The sequence below is a fragment of the Saccharopolyspora sp. NPDC050642 genome (assembly GCF_040654735.1).
Classification (GTDB): domain Bacteria; phylum Actinomycetota; class Actinomycetes; order Mycobacteriales; family Pseudonocardiaceae; genus Saccharopolyspora; species Saccharopolyspora elongata.
Genome location: NZ_JBFAIN010000019.1, coordinates 1 through 24,486 on the forward strand (window position 1 = coordinate 1; position 24,486 = coordinate 24,486).

At 71.0% G+C, this 24,486-nt stretch carries 27 protein-coding genes and 1 pseudogene; 16 read left to right on the forward strand and 12 right to left on the reverse strand.

The genetic code is table 11. The annotated features are described in order from the left end of the window. Positions 1-82: 82 nt before the first annotated feature. Positions 83-661, reverse strand: coding sequence for an FAD-dependent monooxygenase (locus tag AB0H93_RS25990; RefSeq protein ID WP_358575795.1), 579 nt, complete (start codon positions 659-661; stop codon positions 83-85). Between the two features lie 161 nt (positions 662-822). Between AB0H93_RS25990 and AB0H93_RS25995 the strand changes: the two genes are divergently transcribed. Next, positions 823-1,542 carry a TetR/AcrR family transcriptional regulator gene (locus AB0H93_RS25995; protein ID WP_358575796.1) on the forward strand — a complete coding sequence of 240 codons (720 nt, stop codon included), beginning with the start codon at positions 823-825 and terminating at the stop codon, positions 1,540-1,542. A 9-nt stretch (positions 1,543-1,551) separates the two neighbouring features. Here AB0H93_RS25995 and AB0H93_RS26000 read toward each other — a convergent pair whose 3' ends face one another. After that, entirely contained in the window at positions 1,552-2,112 is a 561-nt protein-coding gene (locus AB0H93_RS26000; RefSeq protein ID WP_358575797.1) for a helix-turn-helix domain-containing protein, read from the reverse strand. Between the two features lie 77 nt (positions 2,113-2,189). Here AB0H93_RS26000 and AB0H93_RS26005 point away from each other — a divergent pair, with 77 nt between their 5' ends. Together AB0H93_RS26005 and AB0H93_RS26010 are read left to right on the forward strand one after the other, a co-directional pair. Further along, positions 2,190-3,128: a cupin domain-containing protein gene (locus AB0H93_RS26005; RefSeq protein WP_358575799.1), complete on the forward strand. Its 939-nt coding sequence runs from the start codon at positions 2,190-2,192 to the stop codon at positions 3,126-3,128. A gap of 219 nt (positions 3,129-3,347) precedes the next feature. Beyond that, the gene (locus AB0H93_RS26010; protein ID WP_358575801.1) at positions 3,348-4,094 is read left to right on the forward strand and encodes a putative protein N(5)-glutamine methyltransferase; all 747 of its coding nucleotides are present in this window, start codon (positions 3,348-3,350) and stop codon (positions 4,092-4,094) included. Positions 4,095-4,104: 10 nt separating this feature from the next. Here AB0H93_RS26010 and AB0H93_RS26015 read toward each other — a convergent pair whose 3' ends face one another. Together AB0H93_RS26015 and AB0H93_RS26020 are read right to left on the reverse strand one after the other, a co-directional pair. Next, positions 4,105-5,352 carry an MFS transporter gene (locus tag AB0H93_RS26015; RefSeq protein WP_358575802.1) on the reverse strand — a complete coding sequence of 416 codons (1,248 nt, stop codon included), beginning with the start codon at positions 5,350-5,352 and terminating at the stop codon, positions 4,105-4,107. Further along, on the reverse strand, positions 5,349-5,780 hold the full coding sequence (locus tag AB0H93_RS26020) for a MarR family transcriptional regulator (RefSeq protein WP_358575956.1): 432 nt from the start codon (positions 5,778-5,780) through the stop codon (positions 5,349-5,351). Before AB0H93_RS26020 ends, AB0H93_RS26015 begins: the two co-directional genes overlap by 4 nt. Before the next feature lie 198 nt (positions 5,781-5,978). Here AB0H93_RS26020 and AB0H93_RS26025 point away from each other — a divergent pair, with 198 nt between their 5' ends. Both AB0H93_RS26025 and AB0H93_RS26030 read left to right on the forward strand, forming a co-directional pair. Further along, positions 5,979-6,863, forward strand: coding sequence for a helix-turn-helix transcriptional regulator (locus AB0H93_RS26025; protein WP_358575803.1), 885 nt, complete (start codon positions 5,979-5,981; stop codon positions 6,861-6,863). Between the two features lie 39 nt (positions 6,864-6,902). Next, positions 6,903-7,883 (forward strand): zinc-binding dehydrogenase, encoded by a 981-nt coding sequence (locus AB0H93_RS26030; protein WP_358575804.1) that lies wholly within the window; start codon positions 6,903-6,905, stop codon positions 7,881-7,883. Between the two features lie 76 nt (positions 7,884-7,959). On the opposite strand, the gene AB0H93_RS26035 is transcribed toward AB0H93_RS26030, so the two are convergent. Next, positions 7,960-8,490 (reverse strand): gamma carbonic anhydrase family protein, encoded by a 531-nt coding sequence (locus AB0H93_RS26035; protein WP_358575805.1) that lies wholly within the window; start codon positions 8,488-8,490, stop codon positions 7,960-7,962. Next, positions 8,487-9,248: a GntR family transcriptional regulator gene (locus tag AB0H93_RS26040; RefSeq protein ID WP_358575806.1), complete on the reverse strand. Its 762-nt coding sequence runs from the start codon at positions 9,246-9,248 to the stop codon at positions 8,487-8,489. The genes AB0H93_RS26035 and AB0H93_RS26040 overlap by 4 nt, the downstream gene beginning before the upstream one ends. Before the next feature lie 184 nt (positions 9,249-9,432). Here AB0H93_RS26040 and AB0H93_RS26045 point away from each other — a divergent pair, with 184 nt between their 5' ends. The 6 genes from AB0H93_RS26045 to AB0H93_RS26070 all read left to right on the forward strand — a co-directional run bounded on the left by AB0H93_RS26045 (position 9,433) and on the right by AB0H93_RS26070 (position 15,319). Continuing rightward, entirely contained in the window at positions 9,433-10,653 is a 1,221-nt protein-coding gene (locus AB0H93_RS26045; RefSeq protein ID WP_358575807.1) for a CaiB/BaiF CoA-transferase family protein, read from the forward strand. A 50-nt stretch (positions 10,654-10,703) separates the two neighbouring features. Continuing rightward, entirely contained in the window at positions 10,704-11,681 is a 978-nt protein-coding gene (locus AB0H93_RS26050; protein WP_358575809.1) for a tripartite tricarboxylate transporter substrate binding protein, read from the forward strand. Beyond that, entirely contained in the window at positions 11,678-12,163 is a 486-nt protein-coding gene (locus AB0H93_RS26055) for a tripartite tricarboxylate transporter TctB family protein (protein ID WP_358575810.1), read from the forward strand. Before AB0H93_RS26050 ends, AB0H93_RS26055 begins: the two co-directional genes overlap by 4 nt. A 15-nt stretch (positions 12,164-12,178) precedes the next feature. Further along, the gene (locus AB0H93_RS26060; RefSeq protein WP_358575811.1) at positions 12,179-13,696 is read left to right on the forward strand and encodes a tripartite tricarboxylate transporter permease; all 1,518 of its coding nucleotides are present in this window, start codon (positions 12,179-12,181) and stop codon (positions 13,694-13,696) included. Beyond that, on the forward strand, positions 13,689-14,462 hold the full coding sequence (locus tag AB0H93_RS26065; RefSeq protein WP_358575812.1) for an enoyl-CoA hydratase/isomerase family protein: 774 nt from the start codon (positions 13,689-13,691) through the stop codon (positions 14,460-14,462). Before AB0H93_RS26060 ends, AB0H93_RS26065 begins: the two co-directional genes overlap by 8 nt. Positions 14,463-14,524: 62 nt before the next feature. Beyond that, positions 14,525-15,319, forward strand: a complete 795-nt coding sequence (locus tag AB0H93_RS26070) for a maleylpyruvate isomerase family mycothiol-dependent enzyme (protein ID WP_358575813.1) — start codon at positions 14,525-14,527, stop codon at positions 15,317-15,319. Between the two features lie 6 nt (positions 15,320-15,325). On the opposite strand, the gene AB0H93_RS26075 is transcribed toward AB0H93_RS26070, so the two are convergent. Beyond that, positions 15,326-16,360: a hypothetical protein gene (locus tag AB0H93_RS26075; protein ID WP_358575814.1), complete on the reverse strand. Its 1,035-nt coding sequence runs from the start codon at positions 16,358-16,360 to the stop codon at positions 15,326-15,328. A gap of 152 nt (positions 16,361-16,512) precedes the next feature. Between AB0H93_RS26075 and AB0H93_RS26080 the strand changes: the two genes are divergently transcribed. Next, positions 16,513-17,427 (forward strand): aminoglycoside phosphotransferase family protein, encoded by a 915-nt coding sequence (locus tag AB0H93_RS26080; protein WP_358575815.1) that lies wholly within the window; start codon positions 16,513-16,515, stop codon positions 17,425-17,427. A 106-nt stretch (positions 17,428-17,533) separates the two neighbouring features. Here AB0H93_RS26080 and AB0H93_RS26085 read toward each other — a convergent pair. Both AB0H93_RS26085 and AB0H93_RS26090 read right to left on the reverse strand, forming a co-directional pair. Continuing rightward, positions 17,534-17,962 (reverse strand): annotated as a pseudogene (locus tag AB0H93_RS26085) (sigma factor-like helix-turn-helix DNA-binding protein); the annotation flags it as partial. A gap of 164 nt (positions 17,963-18,126) precedes the next feature. Next, positions 18,127-18,672, reverse strand: coding sequence for a DUF1697 domain-containing protein (locus AB0H93_RS26090; protein ID WP_358575816.1), 546 nt, complete (start codon positions 18,670-18,672; stop codon positions 18,127-18,129). Between the two features lie 131 nt (positions 18,673-18,803). On the opposite strand from AB0H93_RS26090, the gene AB0H93_RS26095 reads away from it, so the two are divergent. Together AB0H93_RS26095 and AB0H93_RS26100 are read left to right on the forward strand one after the other, a co-directional pair. Continuing rightward, complete coding sequence (locus AB0H93_RS26095; protein WP_358575818.1) at positions 18,804-19,118, forward strand: hypothetical protein; 315 nt, start codon at positions 18,804-18,806, stop codon at positions 19,116-19,118. 49 nt (positions 19,119-19,167) lie between these two features. Further along, the gene (locus AB0H93_RS26100) at positions 19,168-19,404 is read left to right on the forward strand and encodes a hypothetical protein (protein WP_358575820.1); all 237 of its coding nucleotides are present in this window, start codon (positions 19,168-19,170) and stop codon (positions 19,402-19,404) included. A gap of 16 nt (positions 19,405-19,420) precedes the next feature. Here the strand turns inward: AB0H93_RS26100 and AB0H93_RS26105 are convergent, their stop codons facing one another. Continuing rightward, entirely contained in the window at positions 19,421-19,882 is a 462-nt protein-coding gene (locus tag AB0H93_RS26105; RefSeq protein ID WP_358575822.1) for an STAS domain-containing protein, read from the reverse strand. 314 nt (positions 19,883-20,196) lie between these two features. Between AB0H93_RS26105 and AB0H93_RS26110 the strand changes: the two genes are divergently transcribed. Beyond that, positions 20,197-20,730, forward strand: a complete 534-nt coding sequence (locus AB0H93_RS26110; RefSeq protein ID WP_358575824.1) for an adenylate kinase — start codon at positions 20,197-20,199, stop codon at positions 20,728-20,730. A gap of 6 nt (positions 20,731-20,736) precedes the next feature. Here AB0H93_RS26110 and AB0H93_RS26115 read toward each other — a convergent pair whose 3' ends face one another. Continuing rightward, the gene (locus tag AB0H93_RS26115; protein ID WP_358575826.1) at positions 20,737-23,019 is read right to left on the reverse strand and encodes an ATP-dependent Clp protease ATP-binding subunit; all 2,283 of its coding nucleotides are present in this window, start codon (positions 23,017-23,019) and stop codon (positions 20,737-20,739) included. Between the two features lie 403 nt (positions 23,020-23,422). Next, positions 23,423-23,710 carry a hypothetical protein gene (locus AB0H93_RS26120; RefSeq protein ID WP_245761277.1) on the reverse strand — a complete coding sequence of 96 codons (288 nt, stop codon included), beginning with the start codon at positions 23,708-23,710 and terminating at the stop codon, positions 23,423-23,425. A gap of 399 nt (positions 23,711-24,109) precedes the next feature. On the opposite strand from AB0H93_RS26120, the gene AB0H93_RS26125 reads away from it, so the two are divergent. Further along, positions 24,110-24,484, forward strand: coding sequence for a GNAT family N-acetyltransferase (locus AB0H93_RS26125; RefSeq protein ID WP_358575828.1), 375 nt, complete (start codon positions 24,110-24,112; stop codon positions 24,482-24,484). Positions 24,485-24,486: the final 2 nt, after the last annotated feature.

Below are 24,486 nucleotides of genomic sequence, written 5' to 3' on the forward strand. Positions count from 1 at the left end.
GGCGGGCGACCCGGTCGCGGCGCGCAGCAAGGTCGCGGTCGTACCGCAGCGGGTGCACGGCACCAGTGCGTTTCGGGCGGGATCAGGGCGCCCAGTCGACGACCGGCCTCATCGACCGCGTGAAGCTCGACCGCGGCATCAGCCGCATCGCGGCGTTGCGTGCCGCGACCGGCACGGGTGCCGACCAGTGGGCGAGCTCCCCGATCCGCCGTGACCGGCGGACGATCATCTGCGTCCGCGGCCTGCGCAGCCGGTCGTAGTCGGCCAGCCCGGCCGGCCTGGAGCCGGCCACGGCCGAGGCGAGCACCACCGCGTCCTCCAGCGCCTGGCACGCGCCTTGCCCCAGGTTCGGGGTCATGGCATGCGCGGCGTCGCCGAGCAGCGCGACTTTCCCGGCGACATAGGTGTCCAGGTCGGGCAGCTCGTAGGTGTCGTGGTGCAGCACGTCGGCTTCCTGCGCCGCGCCGAGCAGCGCCGGGATCGGGTCGTGCCAGTCGCGGAAGCGCTCGCGCAGTTCGGTCAGTCCGCCGCCGCGGGATTGCGGGGCGTTGACCATGGCGTAGCAGTAGGTGCGCCCGTCGGGCAGCGGTGAGTAGCCGAAGCGTTCGCCCCTGCCCCAGGTTTCGGCGGCCTCCCCGACCGGGCGGGTGGCCACGATCATCCGCCAGGTGCTGTAACCGGCGTAGCGGGGCGCGCGCGATCGCCGCCGGGGTCCACCATCGGACTTCCACGTGACTCCTTAATGACTCTAAGTTTGTTTAGAGATATTAAGTAAACATAGATGATCTAGGGTGTCAATGACGGGAACGAGGAGGTCGACGCATGCCACCGCAGACCACGAGCCGACGGGACCGGCTCCGGCAGGCCACCCTGGACGAGATCCACGAGGCGGTGCGCACGCTGTTGACGACGAAGGGCTCGGCCGCGGTGACGATCAACGCGGTCGCCCGCGAGGTGGGGATGACCGGCCCCGCCCTCTACCACTACTTCGCCGGTCATGACGAGCTGGTGGGCGCGACGGCGGCGGGTTTCTGCCGTGAACTGACCGAGGCGATGCTCGTCGCCCGCGACGCCCATCCCGCCGGCGCGCACGCCCGGCGGTTGCTGGCTGCCTGCCGAGCCATGCGGGACTGGGCGGTGGCCCACCCCGCCGAGTTCGGCTGGATCTTCGCCAGCCCCCTGGCGCCGCCCAACCGGCGGCCGGACTCCGCGCGCCACGTCGCGGGGCAACGCTTCGAGCAGGTCTTCCTGGATCAGGTAGCCGAGTTGTGGCAGGAACGGCCGTTCCTGGTGCCCGAGGTTTCCGGCCTTGATCCATCCCTGCGCGAGCAGCTGGCCGTGTATTCGGAGTCGCTGGCGGGACGCCTGCCGCCGGAGGCCGCGCACGTGTTCCTGTCGTGGTGGATCCGGCTCTACGGCCTGCTGTGCATGGAGGTCCTGAACCAGCTGGACTTCGCCTTCTCCGACCTGCGCCCGGTCTTCGAGGACTGCCTGCGCGAGATGTGCGGCGGGCTCGGCCTGGACTACGAGCCCGCCGGCTGAGACCGGAGGTCAGTCGCGGGGCCGCAGGCCCGCGAGGGCGATGTCGACGAAGCGGCGCCAGTCGCCGATGGCCGCGCGGCTGACCGTCGCCAGCGCGCCGACGATCATGTACAGGTCGGCCACGGTCGCCTCGGCGGCCAGGGTGCCGTCGGCTTTGCCGCGTTCGACCAGGGTTTCCCCGAAGGCCAGCAGCCGGGTGCTCACCTCGCCCTGCGGTGCCGTGGAGCCCAGGACGGACTCGATGGCACCGGAGAGGCCGCGTTCGTTCTCGTGGACTTCGCCGATGCGGTGCAGGAAGGCGGTGAGGGCCTGCCGGGTGTCGGGGTCGGGCAAGCACTGCGCCTCGCCGAAGGCGAGGATCGCGGCGAAGCGCTCCTCCGCGACCGCTTCGACCAGCGCCTGCCGGGTGGGGAAATGCCGGTAGACGGTGCCGACGCCGACGCCGGCCGCGCGGGCGACCTCGGCCATCTGGACCTGTTCGCCGCGTTCGGCGAGCAGGTCGCGGGCGACGGTCAGCACCTGGGCGCGGTTGCGTTCGGCATCGGCGCGCGGCTTCCCGGCAGGCGACATTGACACTCCAACGATCTCGCGTAGCCTCGAAAAAAAACGGAATCGGATTCCGAATCCGCTTAATGGGAGGTTACTCCATGTCCCACGACCGCTTCATCTTCCTGAACCCCGGCGAGTCCCGTCCGGCACGGGTGCCGCTGCCGCCGTGGACGACGGTCAAGGCCGGCGTCGCCGACACCGGTGGGCGGCTGTCGCTGCTGGAGAACAACGGCGACGGCAGCATTCCCGCGCACGTGCACGACACGTTCGACGAGTTCGTCTACGTCCTCGGCGGCGAGCTGGGCATCGACTTCGGCGGCCGCACCCACCGGCTGACCGCCGGGATGTGCGCCCTGCTCCCCCGCGGCGTCACCCACGCCATGCGCAACCTCTCCGAGGCGCCGGTCCACGCGCTGCAGCTGTCGGCCCCCGGCGGCTGGGAGCGCTACCTCGAGGACGTGAGTGAGGCCGGGCAGACCCTGATGCGGGAGGACGGCAGCCGGGACTGGGCGAAGATCAACGAGATCGGCGCGCGGTACGGCATGCGCTACCGCCTCGGCGACGCGGGCGGCGACGGCGGGGATGCGAGCCGGTTCTTCGTCCTGGAGGCGGGGCAGGCGCGGCCGGGGCGCCTGCGGGTTCCGCCCGCCTTCGCCGTCAAGGCGCGCAGCGGTGATACCGGCGGGGCGTTCTCGCTGCTGGAGGTCGTCGTCGCCCAGGAGATCCCCCGGCACGTCCACCACGAGGCGGACGAGTGCATCTACGTGCTCGACGGGGCCCTCGCCGTGGAGTTCGACGGGCGGGTCCACGCCGCGACCCGGGGACAGTTCGTGCTCCTGCCGCACGGTGTTCCGCACGCCCTGCGGCCGGGGTCCACGCCGCCGCCGCGCGTGCTGCAGATCTCCGCCCCGGGCGGGTGGGAATGCTTCGTCGAGGACCTGATCGAGGCCCGCACCCAGGTGAGCTCCGGTGGCCGGCTGGATCCCGCCGCGCTCAACGCCATCGCCGCGAAGTACCGGATCACCTACGAGGAATGAACCCCATTCGTCCGATGTGGACCGCCGGGTGGCGGGCGGGCCCGCCCCGGGCTGCTGCTAGTGTTGCCGCATCGTGCGAGACCGAGGAGGTGAGACCCATTACCGCTGTTGCAGGCCGGGTGCTCTCCTTCCGTCGCCGTGACCGGCGTCGCTGAGAGCGCTCGTGGTCACCGAAAGGCACTTCTCATTCCTGTGTTGTCATCATCTTTTTCCGCTGTTGTGAGCAGCCTGCGCGCTGCTGGTTGTGTGTTCGCCGAGGACGAGGCGCGGCTGCTGCTGTCGGCGGCCGCCGACCCGGCCGAGCTTTCCGGCATGGTGCAGCGCCGGGTCGATGGCCTGCCGCTGGAGCAGGTGCTGGGCTGGGCGGAGTTCTGCGGTCTGCGCATCGCCGTGGATCCCGGGGTGTTCGTTCCCCGTCGCCGCACCGAGTTCCTCGTCGAGCAGGCCGCAGCGCTGGCCCGGCCGCACTCGGTCGTGGTCGACCTGTGCTGCGGGTCGGGTGCGGTCGGCGCCGCGCTTGCCGCGCGGCTTCCGGTGGAGTTGTTCGCCGCGGACGTGGATCCCGCGGCGGTGCGCTGCGCGCGCCGCAACATCACTGGTGAGGTCTTCGAAGGCGACCTCTACCGGGCGCTTCCGGTGGCGTTGCGGGGCCGCGTCGAGGTCCTGGTGGTCAATGCCCCCTACGTGCCCTCCGACGAGGTCGATCTGATGCCCCCGGAGGCGCGGCTGCACGAGCCGCAGGTGGCGCTGGACGGCGGCGCCGATGGCCTGGACGTCCAACGCCGGGTGGCGGCCGCGGCGCCGCAGTGGCTCGCGCCGGGCGGGCACCTGCTGATCGAGACCAGCCGCCGCCAGGCACCGCACACCGCGGAGCTCTTCGCCGATGCCGGGCTGGTCCCGCGGGTGGCCGGTTGCGAAGAGCTGGACGCCACGGTCGTGGTGGGCGCCAACCCCGCGGCGCCGTAGCGTTTTCCGGCTACCGGCCGGGCAGCTCCAGGGCAGTGTTCTCGAATCGGCGCAGGGACGTGTTCGTCAGCGCGAGCACGACGATGCCGACGACGCAGAGCGCTCCGCCGGAGAAGGCCGCGAACGCCGCCGATGTCGCGTCGGCGACCAGGCCGCCCCGGAAGTTGCCCAGGTCGGGGCCGGAGACGCCGACGATGTGGTCCACGGCGCTGACCCGGCCGCGGTGCGAGTCCGGCGTCGCCAGCTGCACGATCGCCCCGCGCGTGATCACCGAGGTGGTGTCGGCCGCGCCGGCCGCGGCGAGGCAGGTCAGCGCCAGCCACAGCGGCTGTGCCAGGCCGAATCCGGCCAGTGCCAGGCCCCATGCTCCGGCCGCGGCCAGCATGACCGCGCCCGGCCGGCGGGCGCGGGTCACCATGCCGGAGGCGGCGCCCGCCGCGAGTCCGCCGACGGCGACCGCGGAGAAGAACAGCCCCAGGGTTTCCGGGTGCCCGCCGAAGCGCTCTGCGTTGATCAGCGGGAACAGCGCCATCGGCATGGCCGTCACGGTCGCGAGGACGTCGCTGAGCAGCGCGCCGTGCAGCAGGGGTTTGCCGGTGATGAATCGCCAGCCTTCCCAGATCGCTCGGGCCCCGGGGCGAACGGTCTCCCCCTGCGGTCGCATGGCGGGTAGCCGCAGCACGCCGTAGAGCGCGGCGGCGAACGTCAGCGCGTCGAGCAGGTAGCAGGCGTCCACGCCCCACCGGGCCACCACCACGCCCGCGATGGCGGGGCCGATCAGCATGGCGGCCTGGAAGGCGAGGTTGGTCAAGGCGATGCCCGCGCCGACCTGGTCGGCGGGCAGCAGGCGCACCACGAACGTCTTGCGGGCGGGCGCGCCCAGCCCGCCGCCGGCCGTCTGCAGCGCCGTGAGCGCGAGCAGCCCCCACATCGAGGCGGCGCCGGAGGAGGCGTGCACGGCGAGCAGTCCGGCGGCCAGCAGCTGGATGACGGTCGTGAGCAGCACCAGGCGCCGGCGGTCGACGGCGTCGGCCAGCGCCCCGCCGAGCAGCCCGAAGACGACCATCGCAACGGACTGGACGAGGCCGATCGCGCCCACCGCGAGGGGGCTGCCGGTGAGCTCCCACATCTGGAAGAGCACCGCGACCACCGTCAGCTGCCCGCCCAGTGCGGAGAGGGCGTTTCCCGCCCACAGGCGGCGGAAGGCGGCGCTGGTGCGCAGCGGCCGGGTGTCCAGCAGCCGGTCCGCCAGGCTCACGAGGACTGTTCCGGCGACCGCCGGAGGTGGTGGGTGATCCGGTCGTGGAACGAGCGCCGCGCCAGGGCCTCCTCCAAGTCCCGGACCACTTCGCTGAGCGGGTGCGGCAGTTCGCCTTCCAGCTCGCGGACGGCCTGTTCGGTGGCCCGCCACTCGGCTTCCAGCAGCGGGAGGAGCGCGTGGGCGCGTTTGGTCAGCGTCACCTGGCGGGTGCGCGCGTCGGTGCCCGCGACGCTGCGCACCAGTCCTTCGCGGCGCATGGCGCTCACGGTCTGGCTCATCGCCGAGTGGGTCACGTCCAGGGCGTCGGCGAGTTCGCGGATGGTCATGGCGCCGCGGTGGCCGAGGCGGATCAGGGGCATGACGAACCGCGGGCGGATGCCCGGCAGCTCGCGTTCCGCGTAGAGGTGGGCGATTTCGTCGTCCATCGCGGAAAGCAGCCGGCGCAGGGGCTGCCAGGCACTTTCTTCTTCGGTGGGATCGGAATCTCGTGGCCGGGAGTCTCGTGGCGAGCTCACCCCCGAACTGTAACAGTGCTTATGCAAGTGCTGTTGCTTCTTGTGGGGAGATTGCCGGTGGCCGTCTGCGGTGGTCGTGGCCGGACGGGCCGGGGCTATCGTGGGCCGGTGAGTACCACCGTCGATCTTGATCAGCAGCGCGGTGCACCGCGGGACCGGCGTCGTGCGGAGCTGCGCGAGTTCCTGCGCAGTCGCCGCGAGCGGTTGGCGCCGACCGAGGTGGGGTTGCCCGAGGCGGGGCGGCGGCGGACTCCGGGGTTGCGGCGCGAGGAAGTCGCGGTGCTGGCCGGGGTGGGGGTGTCCTGGTACACGTGGCTGGAGCAGGGCCGCGACATCAAGGTGTCCGACGACGTGCTCGACGCGGTCGCCCGCGCTTTGCTGCTCGACGAGGTCGAGCGCACGCACCTGTACCGGTTGGCCGGGCTCAACCCGCCGCAGCGGCAGGCCGCGCCGTCGGTTCCGGCGTCACCGCAGATGCGGCGACTGCTGGATGCTTGGGCTCCGGGGCCGGGCTACATCCGCGACCGGCATTGGAACTTCACCGCTGTCAACGAGGCGGCGCGGCTGGTGTTCGGGTACGGCGAGACCGATCACAACTGTCTGGTCTCGTACTTCACCAACGCCCGCTATCGCGTGCTGCACCAGCATTGGGAGGAGATCGCCCCGGCGGTTGCGGCGGGATTCCGCGCTGACGCCGCCCGCTATCCCGACGATCCCGAGTTCGACCGCATCGCCGAGGACCTGGCACAGGTCAGCGCGGAGTTCGCCGAGCTGTGGGCGCGCCACGACGCGGCCGAGCACTCCACCGCGGTGAAGGCGGTCGATCACCCCGAGGCCGGGCTGCTGGTCTTCGACGCCACCCTGTTCCCGGTTCCCGAGCACCCCGGCCACCATCTGATCCTGCACAACCCGCGCCCCGGTACCGGCACCACCCAACGGCTGGAGCGACTGCTGCGGTCGCAGCCTGGTGGTGGCACACCCACCACGAACTGACACTGCTTCGCCGCGCGCCGGGCCCGCAGGATCATTGCCATGAGCAGCGACGCGCAGATGAAAGCAGTCACCATCCCCGAGTTCGGTCCCGCCGACGTGCTGCGGTTGGACACCGTTGACGTTCCCGAGCCCGGTCCCGGCCAGGTTTCCATCGACGTGGCCTACGCGGGAGCGAACTTCGCCGAGGTCCTCTACCGGCAGGGCGTGGTGGACGTGCCGCTGCCGTTCGTGCCCGGTATCGAGGTGTCCGGCCGGATCCGCGCGCTCGGTCCCGGCGTAAAGGGTTTCTCAGTCGGCCAGCCCGTCGCCGCGCTCACCATCGTCGACAGCGGCGGCTACGCCGAGGTGGTGACGACCTCCGCCGAACTGGTCGCGGCGCTCGACGGCCACGACCTGGGCCTGGATCTGGCCGCGGCGCTGCCGTCGAACAGCACCACCGCGTTCCTGGTGCTCGACCGGGTCGCCCGCATCGAACCGGGTGAGAGCGTGCTGGTGCACGCCGCTGCCGGTGGTGTCGGCAGTCAGCTCGGCCAGGCAGCGCGTCTACTGGGCGCGGGCCGGGTGGTGGGCACGGTCGGCAGTGCGGCCAAGCTCGAAACCGCCAAGGCGTTCGGCTACGACGAGGTGATCCTGCGAGAGGAACTCGTCGGCGCGGGTGAGTTCGACGTCGTCGTCGACATGGTCGGTGGCCCGATGCGCCGCGCCAGCTTGGACCGGCTCACCCCGATGGGCCGAATGGTGGTGATGGGCAATGCGTCCGGCGCCGAGGACGTCGGAATGTCGGCCAACGAACTGTGGTTCACCAACAAGACCGTCTCCGGGTTCAACCTGGCCGCCTTTGCCGCCGCCTATGCCTCTGACACCGGGACGGCGCTGCGCCGTGCGGTGGAGGCCGCCGCCGGCGGCAAGCTTCGCTCTCAGGTCGAGATTCTGCCGCTGGAGCGTGCCGTCGAGGCGCACCGGCGTATCGAATCGGGCTCTACCACGGGCAAGCTGGTCCTCCAGGCTGGCCGCGTCTAACCACTTTTCGAGGGCCCTGCTGCAGCCCGAGCGGGCCGCCCCTGCCGGGGGGCGGCCCGCTCGGGCTGCGCGTGTTTCAGGAGAGGGCTTCGCGGTGTTTGGCGGCCAGCGTGACGTAGTGCTCGGCGGAGAGCTTGAGGCGGGCCCGTTCTTCTTCGGTGAGTTCGCGGCGGACCTTGCCCGGGGTGCCGGCGACCATCGAGCCCGGCGGGATCTCGGTGCCTTCCAGGACCACGGCGCCGGCCGCGATCAGCGATCCGGCGCCGACGCGGGCGCCGTTGAGCACCACGGCGCCCATGCCGATCAGGCAGTCGTCTTCCACGGTGCAGCCGTGCAGGACCGCTTTGTGGCCGACGGTGACGCCGGTGCCGATCTCGGCCGGGAAGCCGGGGTCGGCGTGCACGACGCAGCCGTCCTGGATGTTGCTGCGGGTGCCGACGCTGATGTTCTCCTGGTCGCCGCGCAGCACGGCGTTGTACCAGACGCTCGCGCCGGCGGCCAGGCGCACGCGGCCGATGAGCGCGGCGCCGGGCGCGACGAACACGTCGGCGTCGAGCTGCGGGGCGATCCCGTCGATGGTCAGCGTGTGCGAGGGGCCTGAACTCACAATTCCTCCTGTTTCTCCCGCTGCCGCCGCAACCACTGCAGCGCCACGTCGGTGTGTCCGTCCACTTTGGTCTCGATGCCGTCGAGGAAGGTGCGGTCGCCGTGCTCGGCGAGTTCGGTGAGCACCCCGTCGGGGTCGCCGGCCTCGATGACCGACAGCAGGCGCCGGTGGCGGGCCACGTCCTCGGCGAGGCTTTCGCGGCCCTGGCGGGCTTTCCTGTTCAGCGCCATGGACAGCATCATCTGCAGCTGCAGCGACCGGTAGGCGTCTTCGAGGCGCTGGTGCCCGGACAGGCCGACGACCGACAGGTGGAACTCGAAGGAGCATTCCATGAAGGCCGGTTCGTCGCCGGTACCCGCGGCGTCGTCCATGCGCTGCAGGGCCTGCCGGCAGCGGCGCAGCCGGGCGGGTTCGGTGACCGGCACGCCCAGGCGCACCGCGAGGCGTTCGAATTCGGCGCGCAGGGTGCAGATCTCGTAGATGTCGTGCAGCGTCAGCGGGGTCACGATCACGCCTTTGCGCGGCACCTGCCGCACGAGGCCTTCGCGTTCGAGCACCCGCAGCGCTTCCCGCAGCGGTGGCCGGCTGATGCCCAGCTCGTGGGTCAGTCGGTTCTCCACGATGCGCTGCCCGCACAACAGGTCGCCGCCGATGATCATGCGGCGCAGCGTCGCGGCGGCCAGCTCCACCAGGCTCGGTGGGCCGACGATGCTCGGGGCCCGGCGAGTCGCGGGGCTGTCTTCAACGGATCCGGTCACGTCCAGCAGTCTTCCCTTCCCGGGCCCGGTTCCGGCGCGCTTTCGCGCCGGTGCCGCGGCGCTGGTCCGCTCGGGGCAACCTCGTGGGGCAAAGCTTGTCAGCTCCGTTCTGCCTGCTGTAGACAAAAGTCAGGTGATGCCGATCACGGTATCCGGTTTTCGCCCGGATTTCTTGGAGCCGCGCATGACTTCTCCCCCAGATTCCCGATCCCAGGCCCCGTTGCACGGGGTGCGCGTGGTGGAGATCGGCGCGTTCATGGCCGCGCCGTTCGCGACGATGCAACTGGCCGACCTCGGTGCCGACGTCATCAAGGTGGAAAACCCCGCCGGCGGTGACCCGGTGCGCCAGACCGGGCCGTTCCTCGACGGCCACAGCTCCCCGTTCGTGCGGCTCAACCGCAACAAGCGGTCGGTGGCGCTGGATCTGAAGACCGACGAAGGGCGGCGGCTGCTGTGGTCGCTGCTGGACACCGCGGACGTGCTGGTGGAGAACCTGCGGCCGGGCGCGCTGTCCGCGCTGGGCTTCGGCTACGACGCCGTGCACGCCCGCAGCCCGCGGCTGGTGTACGTGTCGGCGTCGGGGTGGGGGCAGGACGGGCCGCTGGCCGCGCAGCCCGGGCTGGACATCATGGCGCAGGCCCGCGCGGGGCTGATGAGCATCACGGGCCCGCCCGGCGGGGAGCCGGCCAAGGTCGGGGTGCCGATGTGCGACCTGGTGTGCGGGCTGTATTCCGCGATGGGCGCGATGGCCGCGCTGCGGGCCCGCGAGCACACCGGCGAGGGTCAGCACGTGGACGTGTCGCTGTACGAGGCGGGCGTGTCGTTCGCGGTGTGGGAGGCGGGGAACTACTTCGCGACCGGCGAGGTCGGCCGCGCGCACGGTTCGGCGCACCAGAACAGCGCCCCCTACCAGGCGGTGCGCAGCAAGGACGGGTGGGTGACAGTCGGGGCCACCACGACGAAGACCTGGCCGGCTTTCTGCCACGCCCTCGGGCTCGCCGAACTGCTCGACGACGACCGCTACACCAGCTCCTACGACCGCTACCACCACCGCGACAGCCTCATCGCGGCCATCGAGGTGGCCACGGCGTCGCGCACCACCGCGGAGATCGTCGACGTGCTGGTGGCCGCGGGGGTGCCGTGCGCGCCGATCGCGACCATGGACCGGGTGTTCACCGACGACCACCTCGGGCAGCGCGGTTTCTTCTGGGACGCGCCACATCCGGAGCTCGGCGAGGTGCGGCAGATCGGTTCGCCGATGCGGATGTCGGCGACCCCGGCGCGCCGCGGCTCGGCCGGGCCGGTGCTGGGCGCGCACACCGCGGAGATCCTGGCCGAGGCCGGTGCCGGTGCAAAGGAGCTGGAGCGGTTGCGCGAGTCCGGGGTCATCGCCACCGGCGAGTAAATCCCCTACTTCTTCCCTCTTTTCGCGACGCAGCTCAAGGAGGAGCAGCGATGCGCGTGTTGTTGCGGGGTCGCGGCGTGCTGGCCGCGTTGTGCGCGGCGGTGCTGCTGGGTGGGTGCGCCACCGGCAGCGCCGGGCAGGAAGGTTCCGGTGGGTCGCGGCCGGCGGGGAACGTGACGATGGTGGTGCCCTTCGCCGCCGGTGGCGGCAGCGACATCGCGGGCCGGGCGATGGCCGACGGGCTCGCGGGAGTGGAGCCGGGGCTGCGGGTCAACGTCGACAACCGGGAGGGCGGGCAGGGCGCGGTCGGCTACTCCTACTTCCTGGCCAAGGCGGGTTCGCCGGACTACCTGCTGGCCACCGAGACGTCGTTGCTGTCGCTGCCGTTGAGCGTCGACGTGGCGTTCTCCTACCGCAGCTTCACGCCGATCATGAAGATCGGCGATGACTACACGCTGCTGGTGGCGCTGCCGGGGTCGCCGATCACCAGTTGCGCGGACGCGGTGGCGCAAAGCCGCGGGCGGCGGGTGCTGGCCGGGATTTCCGGTGCGGTGGGCCCGGATGCGGTGGTGTTCTCGCAGATGGAGCGGGTGGCCGGCGCCGATTTCGACACCGTGCCCTACGAGGGCGGCGGGGAGACGCTGGCGGCGGTGCTCGGCGGGCAGGTGGAGCTGGCGTCGCTGAACCCCAGCGAGGTCGTCGGCCAGCTGCGGGCCGGGCAGCTCAAGGCGCTGTGCGTGTTCGCCGACCAGCGCTACACCTATCCGGAGCTGGCGGGGATCCCGACGTCGGTGGAGCAGGGCGTGCCGGTGTCCTTCGCGCAGTTCCGCGGCATGATCGCGCCGGGCGGGCTCAACCCGCAGGCCGCCGAGTACTGGATCGAGGTGGCCCGCCGCTTCGCCGACTCCCCCGCCTACGCCGAGTACGTCGAGTCGGAGTTCCTGCAGCCGCGGGTGGCCTTCGGTGAGGAGTTCACCGCGTACTTGCGGGACAACGAGGGGCTGCTGGCGCAGGTGGTGCGGCGATGAGCGGGCAGCGGTCGCCGCAGGTGGCGGTCTTCGGCGGGCTTGCGCTGGTGGGCGCGGGTTTCGCGGTCAGCGCGGTCGGTTACGGGGTGATGCTGCCGGAGTCGCGGATCGGGCCGGGGTTCCTGCCGCTGGTGGCGGGTGGCCTGCTGGCGGTGTTCTCGGTGCTGCTGCTGGTCGAGCAGCTGCGCCGGCCGGCCCCGGCCGCCCCGGAGGGTGGCACCGATGACTTCGGGCGAACGCCGGCGCAGCGGATGTGGATCCTGCGGCGGGTGTTCGCGCTGTTGCCCGCGGCGCTGCTGGTGGTGCCGCTGGTGGGCATGGTCACCGCGTTCGGGCTGCTGGTGCTGGTGATCTCCACCTGGCTGGAGCGGCGCAGGGTGCTGCCCGCGCTGGCGCTGTCGGCGGTGTCGGCGGCGGCGATGCACGTGATCTTCGCGGTGGTGCTGCGGGTACCGCTGCCCACCGGCTTGTTCGGCTTCTGAGAACCGGAGGCGCAAGTGATCGACAACTTGTTGCTGGGGTTATCGACTGCGTTCACGCCGACGAACCTGTTGTGGTGCTTCGTCGGCGTGGTGCTGGGGACCGTGATCGGGTTGCTGCCCGGGCTGGGTTCCAGCACGGGGGTGGCGATCCTGATCCCGCTGACGCTGACCGTGGAGCCGGTCACCGCGCTGATCATGCTGGCCGGGATCTACTACGGCTCGCAGTACGGCGGCACGATCACCTCGGTCCTTTTGTCCACACCGGGCGAGGCGGCCAGCGTGGTGACCACTTTGGACGGTTATCAGATGGCGCGGCAGGGCCGTGCGGGCGCGGCGCTGGCGATCGCGGCGATCGGGTCGTTCGCCGCGGCGATCCTGTCGCTGGTGCTGCTGGCCGCGCTCGCGCCGCCGTTCGCGCAGTTCGCGTTGCGGTTCGGGCCGCCGGAGAACCTGGCGGTGATGGTGCTGGCGCTGGTGACGATGGTGGTGCTGTCGACCGGTTCGAAGCTGCGGGCCGCGGCGATGGCCTGCGCCGGGGTGCTGCTGGCGTGCGTGGGCATCGACGCGGGCACCGGCGAGGCCCGCTACACCTTCGGCAGCATCGAGCTGCTGTCGGGCATCCCCTACATCGAGGTGGTCATCGGGTTGTTCGCCGTCGGCGAGGTGCTGTACCAGATCCGGGTGGGGGCGGCGACGCCGATCCGGGCGCGGTTCCGGGATCTGGTGATCCGCCGCCGCGACATCCGGGATTCGGCCGGCGCGATCGGCCGGGGCAGCGCGATCGGGTTCCTGCTGGGCACGCTGCCGGGCGCGGGGTCGACGCTGGCGTCGTTCCTGGCCTACGGGCTGGAGAAGCGGGTTTCCCGCAACGCCGCGCAGTTCGGGCACGGCGCGATCCAGGGCGTCGCGGCGCCGGAGAGCGCCAACAACGCCGCCGCGAACGCCAACTTCATCCCGACGCTGACGCTGGGCATCCCGGGTGGTGCGACCACGGCGGTGCTGCTGGGTGCGTTGACGGTTTACGGGGTGCAGCCGGGGCCGCTGCTGTTCGAGGAGCAGCCCGAGCTGGTGTGGGGTCTGCTGGTGTCGTTCTTCATCGGCAACGTGATCCTGCTGGTGCTCAACCTGCCGTTGGCGCCGGTGTTCGCGCAGCTGCTGCGCATCCCCTACGCCTACCTGTACCCGTTGATCCTGTTCACCAGCTTCGTCGGGGCCTACGCCATCGACAACAACGTCTTCAGCGTGTGGCTGGTGCTGATCTTCGGGGTCATCGGCTACGGCATGAAGCGCTTCGAGTTGCCGATGGCGCCGCTGGTGGTCGGGGTGGTCATCGGGGCGTTGTTCGAGAAGGCGCTGGTGCAGTCCTCGGCGCTGCTGGACGGCAATCTGTGGCTGGTGCTGACCAAGCCGATCGCGGTGGTGATCCTGGCGCTGGCGGCGGTGCTGCTGGCCGGCCCGGCGCTCGCCCGCCGCGCCCGGGTGTTCCTCCGGCGCGCCGCGCCGGAGCAGTCCGAAGAGGAGTCGCATGTCTGACGAGTTGCTGGTGGCCCGCGAGGGGTCCGTGCTGCAGGTGACGTTCAACCGGCCGCGGCAGCGCAACGCGATGAGCTGGGAGATGTACGACGGGCTGGTCGCCGCGTGCGAGACGGCCGACGCCGATGACGGCATCCGGGTGCTGGTGCTGCGCGGCGCCGGGGACGAGGCGTTCGTGGCCGGCACCGACATCGCGCAGTTCACCGGGTTCACCTCCGGCGAGGACGGGGTGGCCTACGAGCAGCGGATGGAGGCGGTGCTGGAGCGGTTGGAGACCACCAGGGTGCCCACGGTCGCGGCGATCTCCGGGTTCTGCGTGGGTGCGGGCATCGCGTTGGCGGCGGCGTGCGACATCCGGGTGTCGACGACGACGGGCCGGTTCGGGGTGCCGGTGGCGCGGACGCTGGGCAACTGCCTGTCGATGAACACCTATTCGCTGCTGGTGTTCCACCTGGGGCCGGCGCGAGCGAAGGACATGTTGTTGCGGGCGCGGATGTTCAGCGCCGACGAGGGGCATGCGGCGGGGTTCGTCGCGCAGTTGTGCGAGGTCGGTGAGCTGGCGGAGACCGTGGCGGGTGTGGCCGAGCGGCTGGCGCAGCACGCGCCGTTGACGATGTGGGCGGGCAAGGAAGCGGTGCGCCGGTTGCGGCTGGCGAACCTGCCCGACGGCGACGACCTGGTGCGCACCGTGTTCGGCAGCGACGACTTCCGCAACGGGGTGCGCGCTTTCCTGGACAAGACCCCGCACCGCTGGACCGGCCGCTGAGGGTCGCCGGCGGCGCCCAGGGGTATCCGGGGATTGTCCGAGATCGAGCGAGGAGGTGGATCATGACCACCATCGTGCGGGCCCATGATGTGGCGCGAACCGAGCATGCGCACGCAGCGGAGGTGTTGCGCCCGGAGGTCGAGGCGATGCGGGCGCTGCTGGGCGAGTTGTCGGCCGAGGAGTGGCTGATGACCACCGACTGCCCACGCTGGAGCGTGCGCGACGTCGTCGCCCACGTGCTCGGCAACGCCGAGGCCGCGCTCGCCCCGGATCTCATGGTGCTGCGGGCGCGGGAAGGCGCGCTGCGGTATCCGCGGCTGTACCGGCTGGATGCGATGAACGAGATGGCGGTGGACGCGTGGCGGGACCGGCAGGCCGGTGAGCTGGCGGCCGAGTTCGCGCCGTTGTGGCGGCAGGTGATCCGGGCGCTGCCGGGCATGACCGAGTCGGTGCGCAGCCAGACGTTCGACACCGGGTATCCGGGAGCGCTGCCGGTGGCGATGGGTTATGTGGTGGATGTGGTGCTCGCCCGCGACATGTGGATGCACCGCGTCGACATCTGCCGGGCGACCGGGCGGGCGTTCGCCGCGCACGAGCACGATCGCGGCGTGGTCGAGCAGGTGCTGCGGGATCTCGACGATGCGTGGACCGGGCCGCCGCTGGTGCTGGAGCTCACCGGTGTGGTCTCCGGTGGCTGGCAGATCGGGGCGGATGCGCCCGTGGCGACCGTGCGCGGTGATGCCATGGGTGTGCTGCGCATGTTCTCCGGCCGCGTCGAGCCGCAGACGGACCTGGTCGTGGAGCACGGTGACAGCGCGGTGCTGGGCGCGCTTCGCGACGCGCGGGTGCCGTTCTGAGGCGGGTCAGGTGCCTGCCAGTGGTGCGCCGATCTGGACGTCGAGGTAGGATACGTGGTCGGCACCGTCGACGGGGCCCTGGCTTGCGTCGACGATCACGACGGTCCCGTTCACGATCCCGGCGAAGCCGGTGCCGGAGCGGCGGCAGTCCTCGATGCGGTCGGTGACCGCGCGGCGCACCTCCTCGGAGAGGAACGTGAGTCCGTGCGGGAATTCCTCGCTGAGCGGATGCAGTTGCCGGCCGGCCTCGATCCAGCTGCCGATGCCGAACTGGGCCGAGACGATCTGGTCGCCGCGCAGCGAGACCTGGAAGTAGCCGTTGGACTGGACGCGGTTGCAGGACTGCTGCGGCGGGTAGGCGCAGTCGTATCCGCCGGCCCGCAGGTCGTCAACGGCGGAGCTCATCGTCGTCGCGTAATGCTCGGCGCCGGAGGGCCAGCGCCGAACCGAGGTGTCGCGGGCGGTGACGACCAGCCCGTCCACCGCGGACAGCAGGTAGTCGGCGCGTGCGTCCTGCCACGCCGTCCGCGGCACCTCGGTGGTGTCACGGCGCTGCGCGCGGTCGCGTTCGAAGTCGTCGGTCTCCTGCCGGATGCGGTCACCGGCGCCGGGCCAGATCGCGGACAGCGCCGGTGCCGCGGCGGCCGTGACCAGATCGTCGTCGCCGGGGGCCGTGTCGGGCGGCGGGAACCACGCCCACGCGAGCCGGTCGTCGCGGTCGAGGAGGAACTGCGCCACCTGCGGGGCGACCGCGTCCGTGGCGTCACGGTGGCCGACCCGGCACCACAGGGCGCGCCCGTCCGCGTTGGCCCGGACCTGCGCGCAGAACCAGCCGGCGTCGGTCAACGGGCCGGTGACCGCGGCGGCGGTGCCGCCGGGCGCGATCGGTTCGGCCGTCGAACTCTCCCCCGCCGCGTCGTGTTCGTATACCCCGGCCGGCGGTAACGCGGGCGGCTCGGCCGGCGCGGTGCACCCGGTCAACGCGACCGCGCCCAGCGTGAGGCCCAGCCAGGGCGCGGCGAGCGTGCGTGATCGGCGCATGGGCTCATCCAAGCAGGAGGCCGAGCCCGTCTGGAGGAATGGTCGTGCTGCTGCGAGCAGCGGCTAGAGTGGTCGTCGTGCTTTGACGTGTTCGCGGCCCGCCCCGGACTCCTTCGTCCACGTGTTCACCGATGACGAAGGGTGTTTCGACGATGTCTTCTGCTGTGGTGGTTCCGGCCGCGCTCGCGGCGACCCATCGCGCCAGCTCCCGCGGATCCGGTTGGATCGACAGGCTTCCCGCGCTGGCCGAGCAGCGGCTGGCGGCGTGGCGGCTGCGCCCGGATGGCGCCCCCAGGCACGGCATGGTGGCGCTGGTGCTGCCGGTCGTGCGCGCCGATGGCAGCACCGCGGTGCTGAAGTTGCAGCCGGTCACCGAGGACACCGCCGGGGAGCCGGTGGGGCTTCGGGTGTGGGGCGGGCGGGGCGCGGTGCGGCTGCTGGAGCACGATCCGGATTCGGGCAGCATGCTGCTGGAACGGCTCGCGACCACCTCGTTGTCCAGTGTGGACGATGATGTGGCGGCGGCGCGGATCCTGGCCGGACTGCTGGCGCGGTTGAGCGCCGTGCCCGCGCCGCCCGGCGTGCGGCGGCTGTCGGACATCGCGGCCGCGATGCTCACCGACGTGCCCGGGGCGTGCGCGCGGCTGTCCGATCCGGCGCAACGGCGGCTGCTGGCGCACTGCGCGGGCGTGGTCGAGGAGTTGCGCGGCGAGTCCGGCGACCGGCTGCTGCACTGGGACCTGCACTACGACAACGTGCTTGCGGCGCAACGGGAACCGTGGCTGGCCATCGACCCGCAGCCGCTGGCCGGTGACCCGTGCTTCGAACTGATGCCGGCGTTGCACAACCGGTGGGACGACGTGGTGGCCACCGGCGACGTGGCCGCGGCGGTGCGACGGCGCTTCGAGGCGATGATCGAGGTGCTGGGCCTGGATCGGCAGCGCGCGGCGGGCTGGACGCTGGGGCGGGCGCTGCAGAACTGCCTGTGGGACATCGAGGACGGCGAAACCGAGCTGAACGACGTGCAGGTTGCCGTGGCGGAGGCGCTGATCGACTGGGGACCGTGACCACCCGGGCGGACCGCGTGCCGCCCGGATCGGCCACTGTGGACAGCCAGTGGAGCTGTGTTCACCTGCCGATGACGGCCTGGCTCGTCCCGGGCTCGGACTGGAAGCGCTTGCGCCGGGCGTGGACGTGCTCGCGGGCGCGATGCGCGATCTGCCGCACGTTGGTGCCGGACTTGCCGACCATGGCGGCGATCCCGGGGTGGCTGAAGCCGAAGACCTCGCCGAGCACGAACACCGCGCGTTCCCTCGGCGACAGCGTCTCCAGGCCCAGCAGCATGGCCACCGACACCGATTCGGCCAGGACCGCGTCGTCGCCGGCGTCGGGTTCGGTGCGGATCGGTTCGGGGAGCCACGCGCCGACGTAGTCCTCACGTCGCCGCCGCGCCACGCGCAGCTGGTTGAGCGACTGCCGGGTGACGACCTGCGCGAGGTAGGCGCGCGGGTTCGCCACCGCGCCGGCCGCGCTGCCGAGGATCTCGTAGGCGATGGTGAACAGCAGCGGCCGGTACTCGACGAAGGTCTCCTCGGCGCTCATCGGACCGCAACCCCATCCGCCCCGGCGTATCCCGTGCCGATCACCACGACCCGCAGGCGCCCAGCCATCGCACATCTCCTCACGCTGCGGTGCTGCCAATCCCTGGGACACCGCGCGAGGTCCGGCCGTGACACGAGGTCGCTGTGCGCTGGGCCACACCCGGTTCAGGCCCGCTGCCGGGCGAGTCCGGCCAGCGCGGTGACCGTCTTCCAGTTGCGGGCGGTGACGCCGACCCCGAGCCACTTCTCCAGGTAGGCGGCGGTGAGCCTGCTCCGGCCCGCTCCGGCCGGGTAGTGCAGGTAGACCTCGCGTCCGGCCAGGTGGAGTTCTTCAGGCGCGCCGTCGGGCACGGTCAGTTGCGCGGCCCGGCCGGGGTCGGGTTCGGCGGCCAGGAACGCGACGTGCAGCTTGGCGTGGTCGGGCTGCGCTTCCTGGAACGGTTGATGCGCGGCGATGCCGGTGATCTCGGTGCCGGTGCGCACCAGGACCTGGGTGTCCACGCCGAGTTCGCCGGCCAGCCGCTGCCGCAGGTCCGCCGACAGCACCTCGGGGTCGGTGCGATCGGAGGTGAAGACGACGTTGCCGCTTTGCAGGTACGTCGCGACGTCACCATGCCCGGCCGCGGTGACCAGGTCACGGAGGTCGGCCATGGCGACGCGGCCGCGACCGGCGAGGTTCACGGCGCGCAGCAGTGCGATGTAGGTGTGCACGACGGGAATCGTGCCATCCTCGGGCGGGTCAGGACGGCCTGCTCCTAAGATGATCACCCATGGTCGTCCCTTTCTCAGCCCCGCTTCCGGTCGTCACGATCGGGGACATCGTGTGCACCCAGACAGAGGTCATGACTCCCTCGGGAACGGCACCGGTGGGTGAGGTGGCGTGGACGTTCACCGATATGAGCCGCACGACCCGCACGATCCCGGCGTGGGCGATCGTGCTGTGCGTGCTGTTCATCTTCTTCTGCTTCCTGGGGCTGTTGTTCCTGCTGGCCAAGGAGGAACGCACCGAGGGTTGGGTGCAGGTCGGGGTGCAGGGGCCGCGGCTGCTGCACTTCACGCAGATCCCGGTGAACTCGCCGGTGGTGGTCGCCGACCTCAACGCGCGGGTGAACACGGCGCGGGCGGTGTCGTTCCAGGCCGGGCAGCAGTCCAACTAATCGCGAAATATCTTCACATTTTGTGGTGGGTTGGCTACCGTCGCCGACCATGACCCTCCGGCGCTGGGACCACGCTCGCCGCGCTCACCCTCGGCCTGGCCGCACCCGCCCACGCGTCACCCGCGCCTTCGACCACTTCTGCGCCCTCGACTACGTCGACGACGTCCGAGACGAAGCCGACAAGGCAGGCGCCGGCTGGTGGTACTGGTCCAACAACCCCGGCAGCTGGGGCCCCTACGCCCCCGACGGCGGCTGGGCACCCCTCGCCCGCACCAACGACGGCTGACACCACCGACGCGGCGTCACCCACGCGCCTCGGCAACCGCCTCCGCCGCCGAAGCCCGGCACACGAACCGCTCGCGCAACCGGGTGATCGTCAACAACCGCAGCACAGCACCATGACCAGGAACCACGAACAACCTGGTCCGGCGGTGCTCGGCACGACGCTGCGCGTGCAACAACAACTCGATCGCCGCACTGCTGGCGAACGACACCTCCGAAACATCCAGCACGATGGCCTGCAACGCAGCAGCCGTCAGCCGCTGCCGGATCAACTCCGTGAGCCTGGGCACCGTGGCCAGATCGATCTCACCACCGATGCGCACCACAACAACACCTGGCACGGGCCACTCCACGGCCAGCCGCAACGCGGACGTGCACGTCGAATGCCCGACGACCGGATCGTCGGACGCCCGCGGCGCGACGATCTCATGGCCCACGCCCACCCACGCGGCCGGGGACATCCCGGATCTGGAGACGATCACGCTACCTCCCCTGGTTGCGTATCGACGGTTCGGTTGGCCACGGGACCGGGAACTCGCCGCTGCGCTCAACGCAAGGGGTACGCCGTGGCGGCTGCTCAACCGCACCCCCCACCGTAGGAGCCGCCGCCCGACCCGAACAAGGCTCGCCACGTTCGTGTGACATTCGCTCCCGATCAGGTGGCAGCAAGGCTGCAACGAGCCAAAATACCGACCAGCCGGGCGACACGCGACCCCGCCGCCAACCAACACCCAATCGCACAGAGTCACCACAGAACAAGGCGTTCCTGCACCCGCAAGACGCTACGCTCACGCCCATGCCGGCCAGCCCAGCCCAACGCATCGTCGTCTACGGCGTCACAGGATCCGGCAAATCAACCGCCGCGAGCCGCATCAGCCAAGCCACCGGCCTGCCCTGGCACTCCGTCGACGATCTCACCTGGGCACCCGGCTGGACCCAGATCCCCACCCACGAACAACGCGACAAGATCCACGCCATCTGCACCCAGCAGCAATGGATCCTCGACTCCGCCTACGGCACGTGGCTCGACATCCCCCTCGCCCGCGCCGACCTCATCGTCGCCCTCGACTACCCCCGCTGGCTCTCCCTGAGCCGCCTGCTCCGACGCAGCATCTCCCGCGTCATCAACAAGACCACCGTCTGCAACGGAAACCGCGAAACCATCCGCACCCTCCTCGCACACGACTCCATCCTGCGCTGGCACTTCCGGTCCTTCCGCACCAAACGCGCCCGAATCCGGCAATGGGCCGCCAACCCCCACGGCCCCACCGTCCACCGGTTCCGCCGCCCCAGCGACCTCACCACCTGGATCGCCACGCTGCACCGCTGACCGCGCTCACCCGAACACGCTGTGCCGCCGAACCGGCTGCGAACCCTCCACCTCGGCACGCTCCACCGGCGCCGCATGCCGACCACCCGACACCGGCTCCCACACCGACGTCACCGACAACGACAACTCCCCACCAACGACATCCACCGACACCTGATCACCCGCCGACACCGTCCCCGCCAGCACCATCGACGCCAACCGGTTGTCCAACTCCCGCGCGATCACCCGCCGCAACGGCCGCGCCCCGAACTCCGGCTGATACCCCCGCTCCACCAACCAATCCAGGCCCGCATCACCCACCACCAACCGGATGCCCTTCGCCGCCAACTGCGCGCCCGTGCGCTCCAGCAACAACGACGCGATCCGCCGCAACTGCTCCGCCCCCAACGGCCGGAACACCACCACGTCATCGATCCGGTTGATGAACTCCGGACGGAAGAACGCCCGCAACTCCTCCAACACCACCAACGCCGACTCCCCCGCATCGGCCCCCGCATCCAGCACCCGATCCGCCCCGATGTTCGAGGTCATGATCACCACCACGTTGCGGAAATCCACCAAGCGACCCTGCGAATCGGTCAACCGCCCCGCATCCAACACCTGCAGCAACGTGTTGAACACATCCGGATGCGCCTTCTCCACCTCGTCCAGCAACACCACCGAATACGGCTGCCGCCGCACCCGATCCGTCAACTGCCCGGCCTCGCCATAACCCACGTACCCCGGCGGCGCCCCCACCAGCCGCGACACCGTGTGCTTCTCCTGGAACTCCCCCATGTCCAACCGCAACAACCGCTGCGCATCACCGAACAACGCGTGCGCCAACGCCCGCGCCAACTCCGTCTTGCCCACACCAGTCGGCCCCAGGAACAAGAAACTCCCGATCGGCCGATCCGGATCCGCCAAACCAGCCCGAGCCCGCCGCACCGCCTCGGCCACCGACGCCACCGCCGCATCCTGACCGACCACCCGCGCCCGCAACTGCTGCTCCAACTCCAGCAACCGCTGCACATCCTGCGCACTCACGTCCGCCACCGGAATCCCGGTCCGCGACGCCACCACATCCGCCACGTCATCGGCGACCACCGTCGGCTCGAACACCGCCGACTCCCGCACCTCACCACCGCGCCGCAACCGCACCCGCGAACACGCCTGGTCCAGCAGATCCACCGCCTTGTCCGGCAAGAACCGATCCGCGATGTAGCGCTGCGACAACTCCGCCGCCGCCGACAACGCACCATCATCGATGCGCACCCGGTGATGCCGCTGGTACTTCTCCCGCAACCCCTCCAGCACCACCACCGTCTCCGCCACCGACGGCTCCCCCACCATGATCGGCGCGAACCGGCGCTCCAACGCCGGATCCTTCTCCACGTGCCGCCGGTACTCCTCCACGGTCGTCGCCCCGATCAACCGCACGTCACCGCGCGCCAACGCCGGCTTGAGCATCGTGCCCGCGTCCATCGAACCCTCGCCCGCACCGGCCCCCACGATGCTGTGCACCTCGTCGATGAACACCAGCACGTCCTCCCGATGCGCCCGGATCTCCGCCAGCACATCCCGGAACCGCTGCTCGAACTCACCCCGGTACTTCGCCCCGGCCACCATCCCCGCCAGGTCCAGCGACACCACCCGCATGTCCGCCAACGACCACGGCACCGCGCCCTCGACGATCCGCCGCGCCAGCCCCTCCACGATCGCGGTCTTGCCCACCCCCGGGTCCCCCATGAACACCGGGTTGTTCTTCGACCGCCGCCCCAGCACCTCGATCGCCTGCTCGATCTCGGCATCCCGGCCCACCACCGGATCCAGCTTCCCGGCCCGCGCCAGCTCCGTCAGATCCAGCCCGAACTCGTCCAGCCGCGGCGTCACGCTCAACACCGACCGAGCCGCACCCCGATCACCCAACTCGATCGCCCGCGCCAACGCCCTTCCGGCCACCGAATCCGCATCCGCGGCCAATCCCAGCACCAGGTGCCGTGCCCCCACCACGTCGACACCCTCGCCCAACGCCTGTTGATAAGCCCCCAGCAACGCCCGCCGGGCCGCCGACGACAGCACCGGCCGGCCCACCGCCCCCGAATCCTGCGCCACCACCGCCGACCGCACCGCGGCCGCCAACTCCTCCACCCGCACCCCGGAGGACACCAGCAACTCCGCCGTCGCCGGCACCTGCGTCACCGCCCACAGCAGATGCGCACCGTCCAGCTCCCGGCTGCCCCAGTCCACAGTGGCCCGAACCGCCTTCGACACCACCTCGTGCGCCTGCGCATCCAGCAACGTGCCCAACGCCAGACCGCGCTCCGACGCCGAAGCATCCCCTGGCGTCCCCGAGAACACCTCGCTGAACAGCGAATCAAAGGCGGCAGAGGAATCACCGACACTGCCGCGAACCAAAGGGGCCACCTCCACACGCACACGCAGGCCCCGCCTGCAACCGAACTCCAGCAGCAGACCAGCACGCAGCACCCGCACGGCAGGACCGGCGCCCGACCGCCGACCCACCAACGCGCCCACCAACAGCGCCACGCTGATCCCCACGACCGCGCCACCGAGCCCGCTCCGCGGAGCGCAGTTCGATCATCGCAGTCGTGATGTTGGCACCAACATACTGAGAGGCCCGCAACAGCCGTGCAGCACCACTACGCTCGCCGCGGCGCAGCACCGACGGTGTTCGCCCGCGCGCCCCGCGTCAGCTCGCGCGCTTCTGCGCCTTCTCGATCGCGTCGGCCAACCGGGTCAGCTCCTTGCCGATGTGCGACAGGCGCTCCGACATCACGCTGGCGTGCCCGGACAGCGGGCCGACGTGCCCGGCCGCCCGCAGCCACTCGGTCACCCCGCCGCACCCGACGGCCATGCCCTCGACCGTCAACGAGAACCCGCGCATCACCTGCTCGATCTCCTCGACGCTGTGCGGCACAGCGGGGTCGCGCAGCCGATCGCCCAGCGCGGCGGCGGCCTCGCCCACCTGCCACGCCACCTCGGCCGAATAGCCCGACTCGCCGGAATCGGCACTCCGTCTCGTCCCCGACCGCCGAGGTGGCGTGTGCCTACCCGCCTGCGTCGGCGTGTTGTCGGAATGTCCAGCGGCAGTCATAACGAACCAATCAACCCGAGACGGACACCTAGCTCCACCCCGACGCGCCAGAAGCCCCCCGACCGGTGGCGCAAGTCCACCCGTTTCCCGGTTCTCCGCAGCGCAGGAGTAGGTGCCGCGAGGTTATCGCGTCATGGCCTCGGTTGGTGAAGGTTGGTCCGGAGGATTAATTTTGATCGACACTGAAATCATGAGAAATATCAAACTCAATGCTGTGGCGAGGTGGATTCCCGTACTGGAAAAGCGATTTCTTCCCAGGCGACGGGCTGCGACCATCGGGCGGTGGAGATCGACTACCGATGGCGGGCCGAGGCCTCCGACGACGAACTCGTGTCCCTGACCCTCTCCCACGGCGGCACGGCCGAGCCCGGCTGGTGGGACCGGGTCCGCGCGCACAGCCTGGGCTGGGTGACCGCGCGGCTGCCCGGGGGCGCGCTGATCGGCTTCGTGAACGTCGCCTGGGACGGCGGCGACCACGCCTTCCTGCTCGACACCAAGGTCCGCCCGGACCACCAGCACCGCGGCATCGGAACGGAACTCGCGCGGCGCAGGCCGCCCGGGGCGCGGGCTGCACCTGGTTGCACGTCGACTTCGAGCCGCACCTGCGCAGCTTCTACTTCGACGCCTGCGGCTTCCGCTCCACCGACGCGGGCCTGATC

Bases quoted from the DNA above. Each gene is read 5' to 3' on its own strand.
- AB0H93_RS26075 (WP_358575814.1), bottom strand. From the start codon at position 16,360: ATGCGCCGATCACGCACGCTCGCCGCGCCCTGGCTGGGCCTCACGCTG.
- AB0H93_RS26100 (WP_358575820.1), top strand. From the start codon at position 19,168: ATGACCCTCCGGCGCTGGGACCACGCTCGCCGCGCTCACCCTCGGCCT.
- AB0H93_RS26000 (WP_358575797.1), bottom strand. From the start codon at position 2,112: ATGTCGCCTGCCGGGAAGCCGCGCGCCGATGCCGAACGCAACCGCGCC.
- AB0H93_RS25990 (WP_358575795.1), bottom strand. From the start codon at position 661: ATGATCGTGGCCACCCGCCCGGTCGGGGAGGCCGCCGAAACCTGGGGC.
- AB0H93_RS25995 (WP_358575796.1), top strand. From the start codon at position 823: ATGCCACCGCAGACCACGAGCCGACGGGACCGGCTCCGGCAGGCCACC.
- AB0H93_RS26070 (WP_358575813.1), top strand. From the start codon at position 14,525: ATGACCACCATCGTGCGGGCCCATGATGTGGCGCGAACCGAGCATGCG.
- AB0H93_RS26110 (WP_358575824.1), top strand. From the start codon at position 20,197: ATGCCGGCCAGCCCAGCCCAACGCATCGTCGTCTACGGCGTCACAGGA.
- AB0H93_RS26050 (WP_358575809.1), top strand. From the start codon at position 10,704: ATGCGCGTGTTGTTGCGGGGTCGCGGCGTGCTGGCCGCGTTGTGCGCG.
- AB0H93_RS26030 (WP_358575804.1), top strand. From the start codon at position 6,903: ATGAGCAGCGACGCGCAGATGAAAGCAGTCACCATCCCCGAGTTCGGT.
- AB0H93_RS26095 (WP_358575818.1), top strand. From the start codon at position 18,804: ATGACTCCCTCGGGAACGGCACCGGTGGGTGAGGTGGCGTGGACGTTC.
- AB0H93_RS26020 (WP_358575956.1), bottom strand. From the start codon at position 5,780: ATGGACGACGAAATCGCCCACCTCTACGCGGAACGCGAGCTGCCGGGC.
- AB0H93_RS26065 (WP_358575812.1), top strand. From the start codon at position 13,689: ATGTCTGACGAGTTGCTGGTGGCCCGCGAGGGGTCCGTGCTGCAGGTG.
- AB0H93_RS26005 (WP_358575799.1), top strand. From the start codon at position 2,190: ATGTCCCACGACCGCTTCATCTTCCTGAACCCCGGCGAGTCCCGTCCG.
- AB0H93_RS26045 (WP_358575807.1), top strand. From the start codon at position 9,433: ATGACTTCTCCCCCAGATTCCCGATCCCAGGCCCCGTTGCACGGGGTG.
- AB0H93_RS26080 (WP_358575815.1), top strand. From the start codon at position 16,513: ATGTCTTCTGCTGTGGTGGTTCCGGCCGCGCTCGCGGCGACCCATCGC.
- AB0H93_RS26055 (WP_358575810.1), top strand. From the start codon at position 11,678: ATGAGCGGGCAGCGGTCGCCGCAGGTGGCGGTCTTCGGCGGGCTTGCG.